The sequence below is a fragment of the Curtobacterium sp. 8I-2 genome (assembly GCF_902506155.1).
GTDB lineage: Bacteria > Actinomycetota > Actinomycetes > Actinomycetales > Microbacteriaceae > Curtobacterium > Curtobacterium poinsettiae.
Genome location: NZ_LR732827.1, coordinates 100,469 through 113,621 on the forward strand (window position 1 = coordinate 100,469; position 13,153 = coordinate 113,621).

General features: G+C 72.5%; 13 protein-coding genes and 1 tRNA gene. 5 read left to right on the forward strand and 9 right to left on the reverse strand.

Annotated features, from left to right (window positions below):
• Positions 1–31 precede the first annotated feature (31 nt).
• The 7 genes from BOSE127_RS04165 to BOSE127_RS04195 are packed head-to-tail and all read right to left on the reverse strand — an operon-like array spanning position 32 to position 8,536.
• Complete coding sequence (locus BOSE127_RS04165) at positions 32–454, reverse strand: SIP domain-containing protein (RefSeq protein WP_017887393.1); 423 nt, start codon at positions 452–454, stop codon at positions 32–34.
• 29 nt (positions 455–483) lie between these two features.
• A complete protein-coding gene (locus BOSE127_RS04170; protein WP_159556290.1) occupies positions 484–1,158 on the reverse strand; it encodes a TetR/AcrR family transcriptional regulator in 675 nt (224 codons plus the stop codon).
• On the reverse strand, positions 1,155–3,245 hold the full coding sequence (locus BOSE127_RS04175; RefSeq protein ID WP_159556292.1) for a CocE/NonD family hydrolase: 2,091 nt from the start codon (positions 3,243–3,245) through the stop codon (positions 1,155–1,157). The genes BOSE127_RS04170 and BOSE127_RS04175 overlap by 4 nt, the downstream gene beginning before the upstream one ends.
• Positions 3,242–5,029 (reverse strand): dipeptide ABC transporter ATP-binding protein, encoded by a 1,788-nt coding sequence (locus BOSE127_RS04180; protein ID WP_159556294.1) that lies wholly within the window; start codon positions 5,027–5,029, stop codon positions 3,242–3,244. The genes BOSE127_RS04175 and BOSE127_RS04180 overlap by 4 nt, the downstream gene beginning before the upstream one ends.
• Positions 5,026–5,913, reverse strand: a complete 888-nt coding sequence (locus BOSE127_RS04185; RefSeq protein WP_159556296.1) for an ABC transporter permease — start codon at positions 5,911–5,913, stop codon at positions 5,026–5,028. The genes BOSE127_RS04180 and BOSE127_RS04185 overlap by 4 nt, the downstream gene beginning before the upstream one ends.
• Positions 5,910–6,938, reverse strand: a complete 1,029-nt coding sequence (locus tag BOSE127_RS04190) for an ABC transporter permease (RefSeq protein ID WP_159556298.1) — start codon at positions 6,936–6,938, stop codon at positions 5,910–5,912. The genes BOSE127_RS04185 and BOSE127_RS04190 overlap by 4 nt, the downstream gene beginning before the upstream one ends.
• The gene (locus BOSE127_RS04195; protein WP_071250763.1) at positions 6,935–8,536 is read right to left on the reverse strand and encodes an ABC transporter substrate-binding protein; all 1,602 of its coding nucleotides are present in this window, start codon (positions 8,534–8,536) and stop codon (positions 6,935–6,937) included. The genes BOSE127_RS04190 and BOSE127_RS04195 overlap by 4 nt, the downstream gene beginning before the upstream one ends.
• Positions 8,537–8,771: 235 nt before the next feature.
• Here BOSE127_RS04195 and BOSE127_RS04200 point away from each other — a divergent pair, with 235 nt between their 5' ends.
• From BOSE127_RS04200 to BOSE127_RS04210, 3 genes are read left to right on the forward strand one after another with little or no spacing between them, the layout of a single operon-like run.
• The gene (locus BOSE127_RS04200; RefSeq protein ID WP_159556300.1) at positions 8,772–9,365 is read left to right on the forward strand and encodes a molybdopterin-dependent oxidoreductase; all 594 of its coding nucleotides are present in this window, start codon (positions 8,772–8,774) and stop codon (positions 9,363–9,365) included.
• On the forward strand, positions 9,362–10,153 hold the full coding sequence (locus BOSE127_RS04205; RefSeq protein ID WP_159556302.1) for a ferredoxin reductase: 792 nt from the start codon (positions 9,362–9,364) through the stop codon (positions 10,151–10,153). The genes BOSE127_RS04200 and BOSE127_RS04205 overlap by 4 nt, the downstream gene beginning before the upstream one ends.
• Positions 10,153–10,422, forward strand: coding sequence for a DUF6510 family protein (locus tag BOSE127_RS04210; RefSeq protein ID WP_159556304.1), 270 nt, complete (start codon positions 10,153–10,155; stop codon positions 10,420–10,422). The genes BOSE127_RS04205 and BOSE127_RS04210 overlap by 1 nt, the downstream gene beginning before the upstream one ends.
• A 284-nt stretch (positions 10,423–10,706) precedes the next feature.
• Here the strand turns inward: BOSE127_RS04210 and BOSE127_RS04215 are convergent.
• A tRNA-Gly gene (locus BOSE127_RS04215) sits at positions 10,707–10,778 on the reverse strand.
• Between the two features lie 132 nt (positions 10,779–10,910).
• Between BOSE127_RS04215 and BOSE127_RS04220 the strand changes: the two genes are divergently transcribed.
• Complete coding sequence (locus BOSE127_RS04220; RefSeq protein ID WP_017887403.1) at positions 10,911–11,117, forward strand: hypothetical protein; 207 nt, start codon at positions 10,911–10,913, stop codon at positions 11,115–11,117.
• Positions 11,118–11,137: 20 nt separating this feature from the next.
• Here BOSE127_RS04220 and BOSE127_RS04225 read toward each other — a convergent pair whose 3' ends face one another.
• The gene (locus tag BOSE127_RS04225) at positions 11,138–12,520 is read right to left on the reverse strand and encodes a hypothetical protein (RefSeq protein ID WP_159556306.1); all 1,383 of its coding nucleotides are present in this window, start codon (positions 12,518–12,520) and stop codon (positions 11,138–11,140) included.
• A gap of 97 nt (positions 12,521–12,617) precedes the next feature.
• Between BOSE127_RS04225 and BOSE127_RS04230 the strand changes: the two genes are divergently transcribed.
• Positions 12,618–12,803 carry a hypothetical protein gene (locus BOSE127_RS04230; RefSeq protein ID WP_140448043.1) on the forward strand — a complete coding sequence of 62 codons (186 nt, stop codon included), beginning with the start codon at positions 12,618–12,620 and terminating at the stop codon, positions 12,801–12,803.
• Positions 12,804–13,153 lie beyond the last annotated feature (350 nt).

The window sequence follows — 13,153 nt, forward strand, 5'->3', positions numbered from 1 at the left end:
TTTGCACACCGCAAGGAAGAGCAGGCTGCCCTTACCCGCCGTACTCGACCTGGACCTGCTGGCCGGCGTCGGTGAGTTCGAGCTGCACCATGGACCGTGCGCGCTCGATCCACGGGCTGTCGGCGCACCCGATCCAGACCGAGGTGCGGGGCTCGCAGTCCGTCACGCACCACTCGGCGGCCCACCCGGTCAGGGCGTGTGCCAGCGCTTCACCGTGGTCGGCGAAGACCAGCGGGGCGACGGCCGAGCTGCGGGCGCTCCGGACCAGCCACGTCACGGTGACGCGCGGCGGGGCCGGCAGCAGGCGGATCTGCTCGGCGAGGGCGACCTCGACGAAGACCTGTCCGTACGCGTTCTCGGGGAGTTCCGCGAGCTGGCGGTGGATCTCGACCAGGTCTTCGGCACCGCCCGCGATGAGGATGCGTTCGCTGGGCTGTCGCCGGGTCCGTGCCATGTGCCCACGGTAAGGGAAGCCTTACCTCATCACAAGGGGGAACGGCCGGTTCCGGCGATGTCCACAGCGGGCACACTGAGTTCGTGCGACAGGAACCGCCACATCCACGACAGGGCGACCGTGTTGGTGAGGCCAGGCACGCCCTGGGCGATCTGCGTCGCGACGCCGTCGCTGTACGCGGCGAGCTGCAGGGCGACGGTGTCGGCGTCGACCGGGTCGGTGCTCCCCGTGCTGTCGCGTGCGCCCCCGAACACGCCGGCGTCCACCCCGCGCCGGATGACCCGCACCAGGCAAGCCTCCCAGACGCGGATCCGTTCGGCGTACTCGGCGGCGACCTCGGGCCGACGCACCACCGCGGTCCAGTAGTCGGACCAGATCCGCCAGTGCTGCCGGACCTGCTCGGTGTCGCCGAACAGCGGCGCCACGAGCATCCGGAGTCCCACCAGCACGTCGGGTTCGGCGTCGACGGCCGTGACGATCGCGCCGTAGAAGCGCTCCGTCTCGAGCACCACGACCTCGTTGAGGATCTCCGCGACGCTGCCGAAGTGGTACGTCACGGTGCCGACGGAGACCCCTGCCTCGGCCGCGATGTCCCGGAGTCCCGTGGCACCGACGCCGTTCCGGACGATCACCGCGCGGGCGGCCTCGACGATCATCGCGCGTCGGACCTCCGGCCGCTGCCGCACCCGTGCTGCCGCGGTCACGCCGAGGTCCTCGGCACGTCGTCGACGAAGGTGCGCTCGGTGACGAGCACCTCGGGTTCGTCGGGTCCGCCGTCGCGGGCCCAGGCGCGCACGGTGTTGACGACGTGGAAGGCGTCGGCGTCGGCGGTGACCTCGGACGTGGTCTCGAGGCGCGCGGCCCACGCGGGCTTCGTCAGCCCGATCGCCCAGCGGGAACTCGCCCGTGCGCTGGTCGGGTCGTCGGAGCGGATCCGGTAGGTCTCACGGGCGTCCTCAGTGAACACCAGGCCGTCCGGGTAGACCCGCCCGCCGCCGTACCCGGGGTCGACGTCGAGCGTCCACTCCCCCGTCTCGACGTCGTGCGTCACCGTGCGCTGCGGCAGCGGATCGGCGGGGGCGACGCGCTCGATCACCAGGGGCTCGGACCGTTCGGGCTCGGCGAAGGCCACGCCGTCGTCGGTCGTCCGGGTCCAGGTGGGCAGGGTCACGCTCGAGGCGGTCGGGTCGATCGTCACCGTGGCCTCGACGCCGTGCGGCCACACCCACGGCCAGTAGGACGACGAGACGGCGATGCGCAGCCGGTGTCCGGCGGCGAACCGGTGGCCGGTCGAGACCAGGCGCACGGGCAGCTCGGCCGGCGTCCCGGGCACGAGCACGTCGTCGCGGTCCATGCCGTCGCGTTTCGCGGCGTTCAGCACCCCGCGGGTGACGAGCGTCGACGAGCCGTCCGGGGCGACGTCGCAGAGCCGGACGGTCAGGGTGGCCCGGGGCTGGTCGCTCGTGACGGACAACCGCACGAGCACGTTGCCGAGCAGGTCGAACGCCTTGCCGACGGGCAGGTCGAAGGTGACCGACCGGCCGTCCTCGGCGCGCTGGTCCGGCGGCAGGTCGGTGGCGTTGCCGAACGGGAAGAACCGGCCTGCGTCCATCCCGGTGTGCTGCGGGGACCGCACGACGACGGGCCCGAGGTTCCCGCCCCGGAGTGCGGCGAGGGGCAGGACACGTTCGTGGGTCGCGGCGGAGGGCCATGCCTCGGCACCGATCCAGCGACCGCGGCGACCGGCGTAGTACGGCGCTGGGGCCTCGCCCTCGTTGATCCAGGCCCGCAGTGCGGGGTCGTCCTCGACACCGGTGTCCACCCCGAGCAGCCAGCGGTCCCACCAGCGCAGGGTCTCCTGCAGGAACCCGATCGACGGACCCGGCGCCAGCCCACGGTCCGGGTACTGGTGCGACCACGGGCCGACGATGCCCTTCACCGGGGCGCTGACGTGGTCGACGAGCCGGAGCACGGCGTCCCGGTAGGGGTCCGCCCAGCCACCGACGGCGAGCACCGCGGCGCGGATGCCGTCGTAGTCCTCGGCCGCGCTGCCGTGCCGCCAGTAGTCGTCGCGCTCCTGGTGCGCCAGCCACACCGGCGTCATCGGTCGGTTCGCCTCGAGCCGTTCCCGCCAGCGGTCGACCCAGCCGGAGCCGACGACCTCGGGCCGGGGCGGCCGGGAGTTGAAGGCGAACATCGTCGCACCCCAGGCCGCCATGTCGATGCCGAGCACGGCGCCGCCGACGTAGTGCACGTCGTTGTCGTACCGGTCGTCGGTCGAGCAGACGGTCACGATGGCCTTGAGCGCGGCGGGTGCCCGGGCCGCGAGCTGCAGCGCGTTGAAGCCGCCCCACGAGATGCCGAACATGCCGACCGCACCGGTCGACCACGGTTGCTCGGCGAGCCACGCGATCACGGACTCGCCGTCGAGCAGCTCCTGCTCGCTGTACTCGTCGTCGAAGAACCCGTCGGACGAGCCGGTCCCGCGGATGTCCACGCGGACCGAGGCGTACCCGTGCTGGGCGTACCAGGGGTGCCGCTCCGAGTCGCGCGGCGCGGTCCAGTCGTCGAGCCGGTACGGCAGGTACTCGAGCAGCACCGGGGTCGGGTCGCTCGGCGCCCCGGGCTGCGACTGCGCCGGGGCCCATATCCGAGCGTGCAGCCGCACGCCGTCGGGCATCGGGATCCACTCGTCGCGGACCGTCACGCCCGCGGGCAGCGAGCCGGGGTCGCCGATCGCGGTGAAGGTGGCGGCGGCGGTGCCGTTGTGGGTGCCGTCGTCGGTGGTCATGCGTCCTCCCAGTTGCGGGTGCGGTGTCCGTCGCCGTGGTCGGTCCAGCCGTCGGCGTGCCGCCAGCGCGGTACCCCGTCACCGACGTCGGGCAGGGTCGTGCTGCCGGGTTCGAGCGTCGCCGCGAGCAGCGTCGACGTGTACGGGTGGTTCGGGCCGGTGAACACGCGTTCGGTCGGTCCGGTCTCGACGATCCGGCCGCCGGTCATCACCGCGACCCGGTCGGCCACGCCCCGCACCACGGCGAGGTCGTGGCTGATGAACAGGCAGGCGAGGCCCCGCTCGCGCTGCAGGTCGGCCAGCAGCGCGAGGATCCCCGCCTGCACCTGCACGTCGAGCGCGGTGGTGATCTCGTCGGCGATCACGAGCGACGGCTCCGCTGCCAGTGCGCGCGCGATCCCGACGCGCTGCCGCTGCCCGCCGGACAGCTGCGCGGGCAGTCGGTCGGCGAACTCCGGCCCGAGCCCGACCTGCGTCAGGAGCGTCCCGACCCGCTCTCGAGAGGACGAGCCGCTGAACAACCGGAGTGGCCGTGCGATCGCGGCGCCCACGGTGCGCCGCGGGTTGAGCGACGTGTCCGCGTTCTGGAACACGAGCTGCACCGCGCGCCGCAGGTCGGCCGCACGACCGGCGATCGGCACGCGCAGGTCACCGCTCGTCGTGCCGTCGTCGTAGGTGAAGGTCCCCGACTCGGCGGGCACCAGCCCGGCCAGCGCCGTCGCCAGTGTCGACTTGCCGCTGCCGGACTCGCCGACGACGGCGAGCGTCTCGTGTGCGGCGATGGTGAACGAGACGCCGTCGACGGCGGCCGGCAGGCCGCGGCCGTAGCGGATCACCAGGTCGTCGGCGGTCACCACGGGGCGGGCTGCACGCTCGGGAGGCGCGGTGCGAGTCGCCGTGGAGCCGACCGTCCCCGGGACGGTCGCGTCGTCGGGCACGTGGCCCGCTCCTCCCGGCCGTCGCCCGTCCGGTACCGCGGCCAGCAGGGCGCGCGTGTACTCGTGCTGCGGCGCGGCGAAGAGCGCCGCCGTGGCGGCGTGCTCGACGACCTCGCCGGCACGCATCACGGCGATCTCGTCCGCCATGGCGGACACGACCCCGAGGTCGTGGCTGACGAGCAGGACGGCCATGCCGAGCTGCTCGCCGAGGTCGGCGACCAGGTCGAGGACCGCAGCCTGCGTGACGACGTCGAGGGCGGTGGTCGGTTCGTCGAGGACGAGCACGCGCGGCCGGGCGGCGACGGCCATCGCGATGGCGATGCGCTGCTGCTGCCCACCGGACAGCTGGTGCGGGTACCGGCGGACGATCGCGTCGGGGTCCGGCAGCCGGACCAGCCGGACCAGCTCGGCGACGCGTTCGGGCCCGTCGGGCTCGCCGTGCGCGCGGAGGGCTTCGCGGATCTGCTCCCCGACGCGCATCGACGGGGTGAGCGCCTGGCCGGCGTTCTGGGCGACGACCGAGGCGGTGCCGCCGCGGAGCGCCCGGCGGCCGGCCGGCGACAGGGCGAACACGTCGGCGCCGTCGACGCGGACCGTCCCGCCGTCGATCGCCGACCCGGCCCGCAGGTGCGCGAGCAGCGTCCGCGCGACGGTGGACTTGCCGCTGCCGGACTCGCCGACCAGGCCCAGGGTGCGACCGGCCTCGATCACGAACGAGACTCCCCGGACGACGGAGACGCGTCGCTTGCCGGCGGCGTACGAGATGGACAGGTCGTCCACGCGGACGATCGCGTCGGGCACGGTCGCTGTCGCTGCGGACGTCGAACCGGTGTCGGTGCGGGTCATGCGCTGACTCCCTGCTTGGCGCGGTCGACACCGAGCGACTTGCTCAGGCCGTCGGCCGCGAGGTTCAGTCCGATCACCAGCGTGGCGAGTGCCACGATCGGGGCGAGGGTGCCGAGCGGCACCACGGTGAGCGCGGTGCGGTTCTCCTGCACCATCAGGCCCCAGTCCGGGTTCGGGGGGTTCGCGCCGAAGCCCAGGAAGGACAGCGACGCGACGAGCAGCACGATCCACGAGGCCCGCATCGCGTACTCGACGAGCACGACGTCGAGCACGTTCGGCAGGATCTCGCGGAACACGATCGACAGCGGTCGCTCGCCCCGGGCACGTGCCGCGGTGACGTAGTCCTGGGTGATCACGGTGCGGGCGGCGCCGCGGACGACCCGGGTCACCGCGGGGGCGTAGACGACGGTGACGGCGAGGACGATGACCCACAGGCCGGCGTCGAACACCGTGACGACGACCAGGAGCGCCAGGATCGACGGCACACTGAGCAGGGCGTCGACGACGCGCATGACGACCTCGTCGAACCAGTTGTCGGCGTACGCCGTGACGCAGCCGAGCACGGTGCCGACCGCGACGGCGATCGTGGTGGCGAGGAACGTCACCGACAGCGCGTACCGGCCGCCGTTCAGGGTGCGGGAGAGCACATCGCGCCCGTACTGGTCGGTGCCGAGCCAGTGCGTCCACGTCGGACCGGCGAGCACGTCGCCGGCGTTCGTGGCGACCGGGTCGTGTCCGGCGATGACCGGTGCGAGCAGGGCGAGGACGACGTGCAGGGCGATGAGGCCGAGCCCGATGCTCAGCGCCGTCGACCCGCGCAGGGGTGCGAGCGCGCCGGCGAGGACGTCGCGTCCGGTGCGGCGGCGGGGTGCGGTGGCGGTCATGCGGCGGCCTTCCTGGTGCTGCGGGCGCTGCGGGTGCGCGTGCGCGGGCGCCGCTGGCGGGTCCGCAGCTTCGGGTCGAGTGCGAGCGCGACGAGGTCGGCGGCCAGGTTGCACACGACGTAGATCAGGGCGCTCAGCAGGGCGATCGCCTCGATCGTGGGCAGGTCGCGGTTGAACACCGACTCGAGCATGAGCTTGCCCATGCCCGGGTAGTTGAAGACGTTCTCGACCACCACGACACCGCCGAGCAGCCACGCGACGTTGAGCGCGACGACGTTGAGCGTCGGCAGCAGGGCGCTCGGCACCGCGTGCTTCCAGACCACTCGGCGCATGGTCAGGCCCTTGAGCTCGGCCGTCGTGACGAACTCCGACGCCATCACGTCGATGGTCGACGAGCGGGCCGTCCGCACGATGTAGGCGGCCATCGCGAGCGTCAGCACGATGATCGGCAGCCAGATCGTGGGCAGCAGCTCGGCGACGGTGGCGTCGCTCCCCCGCAGCACGACGGCGGGGAAGACCGGCAGGCCGATCGCGAACAGCAGCACCAGGACGGTGGCGACCATGAACTCCGGCACGCTCATCACGACCAGGCTGACGATCGAGATGACCCTGTCGCTCGGACGGCCGCGGCGGACACCGGCGACGACACCGAGCGTCAGGGACACCGTGACGCCGACGAGCATCGCGGGCACGGCGATGAGCATGCTGTTCCGGAACGCCGTGAACAGGGTCGGGGCGACCGGTTCGCCGCTGACGAGCGAGGTGCCGAAGTCGCCGTGCACGGCGCCGCCGAGCCACTGCAGGTAGCGGAGCCAGACGTTCTGGTCGAGGCCGAGCGTCTCGCGGAGTTGCTTGACGGCGTCGGGGGTGGCGTTCTGCCCGAGCAGCTGTTGGGCGACGTCACCGGGGAGCGCCTGCACCGCCAGGAACACGAAGAGCGAGGCCAGCACCACGGTCAGCAGGGCGATGCCGACCCGGCGGAGGACGGGGACGAGGACGTCCGACGGTGTGTTCGTGGTCGTCATCGGCGCAGTCCGATCCGCAGGTAGTCGAACTCGAAGCCGTACTCCGAGTAGTTCACGACGTCGCGGGACAACCCCACGAGCCGGTCGCCGAACATCGGCGTCATGTCCGCTCCCTGCTCGACGACGAGCCGCTGGGCGTCCTGGTACAGGGTGAGCCGCTTGGCGTCGTCCATCTCGGCTCGGGCGTCGTCGAGCAGCCCGTCGAAGGTCTCGTTCGACCACGCGCTCTCGTTGTACGACGAGCCCGAGCGGAAGATCTGGTTGAGCAGCTGGTCGATCGGCCGCCCCGTGAACCAGTAGCTCACCATGAGCGGCTTCTGCATCCAGATCTGCGTGTAGTACGAGTCGGAGCTCGCGTTGCGGACGGTCAGGCGGATGCCCGCGTCGGCGACGGCGTCCCGGTAGGCCACGGCCATCGGGGTGAACACCGACTCGTAGCTCGACGTGTAGATCTCGGCGCGGAAGTCCGCACGCCCGGCCTGCTTGAGCAACGCCCGGGCCTTGTCCGGGTCGTACTCGCGGTGGTCGTCGACGAACGCGGCGAGCTGCGGCGGCACGGGGTTGTCCCAGCCCGCCGAACCGGTCCCCTGCAGCGCCGTGTCGACGATCTTCCGGGGGTCGTAGGCGAGCTTCATCGCCTGGCGCACCCGTGGGTCGCTGAACTCGTCGCTCGTGGCGAGCATCGGGATCGTGTACCACTGGGCGTTCTTCGACCGGGCGACGGTGGCCCGGCCGGACGCCGACACCACCCGGGCGGTCGCGAAGTCCAGGTTCGTCTGCGAGATGAGGTCGATCTGCCCGGCGAGCAGGGCGTTCACCCGCGCCGTGGTGTCCTGGATCGAGTAGAAGTCGATGCCGTCGAGTGCCGGGCGGCCGGCGAAGTGGTCCGGGAACGCCTCGACGCTGCCCGCGCCGGCCGGGGTGAAGGACGACAGCCGGAACGGCCCCGTCCCGATCCCGGTGCGACCGATGTCGGCGACGGCGTCTGCCGGCACGATGTAGCACTGGTACGCGGTGAGCAGCGAGGGGAACTCGGCGTTCGGCTTCGTCAGCGAGAAGCGGAGCGTGTACGGGTCGACGGCGCGCATCGAGTCGGCGTCCATGACCTCGCCGAGCACGCCGGCCTGCGGGCTGCCGGTCTTCTCGTCGAGGATGTGCCGGATGCTCGCGATGGCGTCGTCGGCGGTGAAGCGGGAGCCGTCGTGGAAGGTCACGCCACGGCGGAGCGCGAAGGTCCACTCGGTGCCGTCGGCGTTCGCGGACCACTCCTCGGCCAGGTCCGGCACCGGTGTGCCCTGCTGGTCGAGCTTGACGAGCCGGTTGTACAGCGCACCGAGGTACTCGTAGGCCGACAGCGAGCTGGCGGAGTCGAGGGTCTCGGCGGCCGAGGCCGCCGGCCGGGCGATGCGCAGGCGCCCGCCGCGGCGTGCGACACCGGTGGCTGCGGTCTCGGGGATCGTGGGGGTGCCGGCGGACGCGCCGGAGCTGCACCCGGCGAGCGTGAGCAGGCCGAGGCCGGCCAGACCGGCGGCGCCGGCGATGAGCGCCCGACGGCTCGGACCGTGGGCGCCTCGGGGTTCGGGGACGATGGGCTGCATTCGGGGTGACCCCTCCTGTAATCGTTCCGGTGAACGATAGAGGTCCCCGGCCGATCCCCCAAGCCCGCTCCCGGCGGTCGAGGCGGGACCAGGGGCGCCGGGAACGGCGGACCGGTGCGGATCCGCCCCCGAGGACGACCGTTCCGTGCACGGGTGGAACGTTTACCAACCCGTTACACGGCGCGCTCCGGCACGCGGCATGATCGGGAACGCACCGACGTCCCCGAGGAGGACCATGGCCACGTTCACCCGCGGGTTCGGCGGTCGCCGTGCCGACCGCGACGAAACCCGCATCCCGCCCGGGCAGACCCTGGTCCGTGACTGGCCCGTCCTGTCCGCCGGCGCGACACCCGACATCGAGCCGACCGACTGGGCCTTCTCGATCCGCACCGAGTCCGGCCTGCACCAGTGGACCTGGGACGAGGTGCACGCGCTCGGCGTCGAGGACGTCACCGTTGACATCCACTGCGTCACGCACTGGACCAAGCTCGACATGCCGTGGCGGGGCGTCCCGCTCGACCGCCTGTTCGAGGACGTCGAGACCGAGCTCGACTACTGCATGGTGCACAGCCACGGCGGCTACACGACCAACGTGCCGCTCGACGAGCTGCTCGACGGCAAGTCCTGGATCGCGTTCGAGGCCGACGGTGCGCCCCTGACGCCCGAGCACGGCGGGCCGGCCCGCCTGCTGGTCCCCCACCTGTACTTCTGGAAGAGCGCCAAGTGGGTGCGCGGCATCGTCATGCAGTCCGACGACGAGCCCGGCTTCTGGGAGAACGCGGGCTACAACCTGCACGGCGACCCGTGGAAGGAAGAGCGGTACTGGTGACGCTCCCCGACACCGGCCTGGAGGCACGGATCACCCCCGCCACGCGACCCGCCGCACGCAGGCGGCCGGCCTGGCACGCCGCCACCGTCGCGTCCGTCGTCCGCGAGACGACGAACGCGCGCCGGATCGTCCTCGACGTCCCCACCTGGCCGGGCAACGACCCCGGGCAGCACCTGGACCTGCGGCTGACCGCCGAGGACGGCTACCAGGCCCAGCGCTCGTACTCCATCGCGTCGGCCGGCCCCACGACCGATGTCGTGCTCGCGGTCGACCGCGTGGACGGCGGCGAGGTCTCCCCGTTCCTCGTCGACGCTGTCGAGGTCGGCGACGCGCTCGATGTCCACGGACCCCTGGGCGGCTGGTTCGTCTGGCGGCCGGGCGAGTCCACCAGGCCCGTGCAGCTCATCGCCGGCGGCTCCGGCATCGTGCCGCTCGTCGCGATGGTGACCGCCCACGCCGAGGCGGACGACCCGGCGCCCTTCCGGCTCCTCGCAGCCGTCCGCACGCCGGACGACGTGTTCTTCCGTGCGGAACTCGACCAGGCGCTCACGAGCCGGGCACCGCTCGAGGTGACCCACGTGTACAGCCGCACCGCGCCTCCTGGCTCGACCGTGCCGGCCGGACGGCTGACGCGGGACGCGCTCGCTGCGGCGGTGTTCCCGCCGGACGCTGGTGCCCTGGTCTACGTGTGCGGGTCGACGCCGTTCGTCGAGCAGGTGCTGCGCTGGCTCACCGAGCTCGGGCACGACACCGGTGACGTCCGCGCCGAACGGTTCGGGGGCACCTGATGGTCGTCGTGGACGGCAACGCTCTCGCGGGGACGCTGGCCGACAGTCTGGGGCCCGAGCCGACCGTGGTCGCCCTGCGGTGCGCCGGGTGCGGGTCGCTCGGGGTGCTCGGGCAGACCACCGTCCACCGCACCGCGATGGGGTCGGTGGCGCGCTGCCGCGGGTGCGACACGGTGCTCGTCACGGTCGTCGAGTCCGGAGCCCGGCGGTGGGTGGGGTTGCCCGGCGCCCGCACGATGTCGGCGTCGATACCGGACGGCATCGAGTAGCACAAGGCTCGCACGGCGGGTCGTGCGGGGTTCTTGCGGGTTCCCGCAACCCTGGATCCGGTCCCCACCCGAACGGGGGGCGGCTCCGGATACATCCTCGGAACTGCGCCGGGCCACCCACCCGGTGCGTGCCAGTGGGGGCAGGGTCGCCTCCGCGCCCGGTGGGCGCGGGTACCCGAAGCCTGCGCCCGCTGGGCCCCCACGCCTTCGGCACTGCGACGCCCCGCAACGACGGAACCCCCGCCGCTCTTCCGAGCGACGGGGGTTCCGGTCTTCCTGTTCTGAGCGGATGACGAGATTCGAACTCGCGACCCTCACCTTGGCAAGGTGATGCGCTACCACTGCGCCACATCCGCATTCACACGCCGTGCTGGCCGTGCGGAGATGACTCTACCCGATGACGGGCGGCATCACCGGTTCCACCCTGGTTCCCGGCGTGTCCGGCGCGGCGCGGGCGGTCCGTCAGGTCGACGGAGTTCGATCGGACCATGAGCTACGTGCACGACAACCCGGGCGGGACCGAGGCCCACGGCGTCGACCTGGTCGACGGCGACGCCCCCGCCATCCGGATCCTGGTGCACGGCGACCTGCCGACCACGATCGAGCACGAGGGCCGCACCTGGCTCGCGACGGGCGACGCCCACGACGCCGGCACCGACGACACCCCGCCGATCGCGATCTACCGCCCGGTCTGAACCGACCCAGGGCGGCCCGGTCAGTGACCGCGGACGTCGCCCGTCAGGATCGCGTGCTCGACACCCGCTGACAGCTCGTCGTGCAGGGCGTCCGCGAAGAACTCGCCGGCACCCAGGCTGATGAGGTGCGCGACCGCGGCCTCCGCCGCCGGGAACCCGGGCTCCCACTCGTCGTGCAGGAACGCGCGGACGTGTCCGGACTCGTGCACGACGACCACGCCGATGTGCTCGTGCCGGGTGCCGTCCTCGAGCACGGCGTCGAAGACGATGGGCTCGGTGTCCTCACCGAGTTCCTCGAGCAGGACGGTGCCGGTACCCGGCCACTCCGTCCGGTACGGCGGCAGGTCGGGTGCGTGCAGGTGCCCGGCGAGCTCGTCCGACGCCGACTCGATGTGTCCGGTGGACAGGTACTCGTCGACGACGTCGTGGATGCGGGCGTGCAGGTCCGGCTCGTACTGCCACCAGCGCTGGTGCACGGTGCGGAGCCACTCCTGGGTCGCGGGGCCGGCCGATGCCGAGATCCCCACGAGCTGCGGTGCGGTGCCCGGCGAACCGACGACCTCGAGCTGTTCGTCGTGGGTCTCGACCGTGATCGACCCCGTGGTCTCGTCGGGGTGCACGCCGTGGACGTCCTCGGGCGCGGCGGCCCAGATGCTGGCGGGGAGCTTCGGTGGCAGGTCGAAGGGCACCGCGATCGCCGGCTGCGTCATCGCATGGTCGATGGCGTCGCCGAGGTGCACCTCGTCCGCCCGGGACCCCATCACGATGCCCCCGGTCGGTGGCACCAGCGACAGGCGTTCCAGGTCGTCCGGCGCCGCGTTCATCGACGTGAACACCACGGTGTCCGCCCACTGGACGAACGCACCGGCCGACCGGTCGTCCTCGCCGAACGGCACGTCCCACGCCGTCGGGTCGGCGAGCACCCACGATGCGGTGCGCCCGGCCGGTCCGTGGCGGACGGCGTCGACGATCGCCGGCACCAGTCCGGGCAGCTGCCGGTACGCCGGGCGGACCGTGAGTCGGTCGACGGCGAGCAGGTCGGGCTTGCCGAGCATCTCGGCTGCGTGGGTCTGCAGCGAGAAGAACGTCTCGCCGGTCGCGTCCTGCGCAGCGACGGCGGAGGCGAACGCCCCGGCGACGTCGGAGACCTGGTAGCCGAGCACCAGCGCCTCGAGCGACTCCGGCGCCCGGCTCGTGAACGCGGTGACCTCGGCGACGGAGACCGCCTCGGTCTCGTCGTCGTCGGTGATCGGGACGCGGACGTCGATCACCCACCGGTCGACGTCCTGCCCGGGGTAGGCGTCACCGTCCTCGTCCGAGATCGTGATGTGCACCAGGCGCAGGGAACCGTCCCAGGCGTCGTGGACGTGCTGGGCGATGGCGGCATCGGGGTCGTCGTTCACGGATGCAACGGTACCGGTGCGATCGGCAGCGTCACGCGGACGGCGACCAGCGGCATCGACCCGTGGGCTCGACGTCGGGGGCAAGCGAGGGGGTGCGATGCGCACCACGTGGCCGACGGCCGCAGTGCTGGCTGCGGCGACGCTGCTCACGGCGACGGGCTGTTCGTCGTCGTTCTTCGAGCCGATGGCCGACCCGGTCGGGACCTGGACCCTGACGCCGGACGGGGGCAGCACCATCGTCCTGCGGCGGCAGGAGCCTCGGCTTCTGGGTCGGGGATCGTGAACGCCCCGACCCGACGTAAGAGTACCGGCACGACTGAACCGTCCGAGGACCCTGAGCGAGCGCGGGCAGCGTCGGGCACTGACGGTGCGGCTCTGCGACGCGACCCCGGGACGGACGGGAGGGCCGGTGCCGGCTGGAACCGGGCCTCCCGTCCGTCTCGCTGCCGTCACCTGCCACAGCACTCCGATCGGTCGGTCGTCAGCCCGGAGCGCTCGGCGCGCTCGGCGCGCTTCGCGACGAACACCGCGACCTCGTCGGCCACCGCGACGGGCGCGTCGATCACCGGGAGCCGCGGCCTTCACCGGCGACCGACATCCCCGCCGTTGAACGGTCAGCGCATCACGGACAAT

What these genes read in the sequence shown, in the direction of transcription:
- BOSE127_RS04220 (WP_017887403.1), top strand. Translation starts at nt 10,911, where the DNA reads ATGAGCTACGTGCACGACAACCCGGGCGGGACCGAGGCCCACGGCGTC.
- BOSE127_RS04185 (WP_159556296.1), bottom strand. Translation starts at nt 5,913, where the DNA reads ATGACCGCCACCGCACCCCGCCGCCGCACCGGACGCGACGTCCTCGCC.
- BOSE127_RS04175 (WP_159556292.1), bottom strand. Translation starts at nt 3,245, where the DNA reads ATGACCACCGACGACGGCACCCACAACGGCACCGCCGCCGCCACCTTC.
- BOSE127_RS04165 (WP_017887393.1), bottom strand. Translation starts at nt 454, where the DNA reads ATGGCACGGACCCGGCGACAGCCCAGCGAACGCATCCTCATCGCGGGC.
- BOSE127_RS04230 (WP_140448043.1), top strand. Translation starts at nt 12,618, where the DNA reads ATGCGCACCACGTGGCCGACGGCCGCAGTGCTGGCTGCGGCGACGCTG.
- BOSE127_RS04180 (WP_159556294.1), bottom strand. Translation starts at nt 5,029, where the DNA reads ATGACCCGCACCGACACCGGTTCGACGTCCGCAGCGACAGCGACCGTG.
- BOSE127_RS04190 (WP_159556298.1), bottom strand. Translation starts at nt 6,938, where the DNA reads ATGACGACCACGAACACACCGTCGGACGTCCTCGTCCCCGTCCTCCGC.
- BOSE127_RS04210 (WP_159556304.1), top strand. Translation starts at nt 10,153, where the DNA reads ATGGTCGTCGTGGACGGCAACGCTCTCGCGGGGACGCTGGCCGACAGT.
- BOSE127_RS04195 (WP_071250763.1), bottom strand. Translation starts at nt 8,536, where the DNA reads ATGCAGCCCATCGTCCCCGAACCCCGAGGCGCCCACGGTCCGAGCCGT.
- BOSE127_RS04200 (WP_159556300.1), top strand. Translation starts at nt 8,772, where the DNA reads ATGGCCACGTTCACCCGCGGGTTCGGCGGTCGCCGTGCCGACCGCGAC.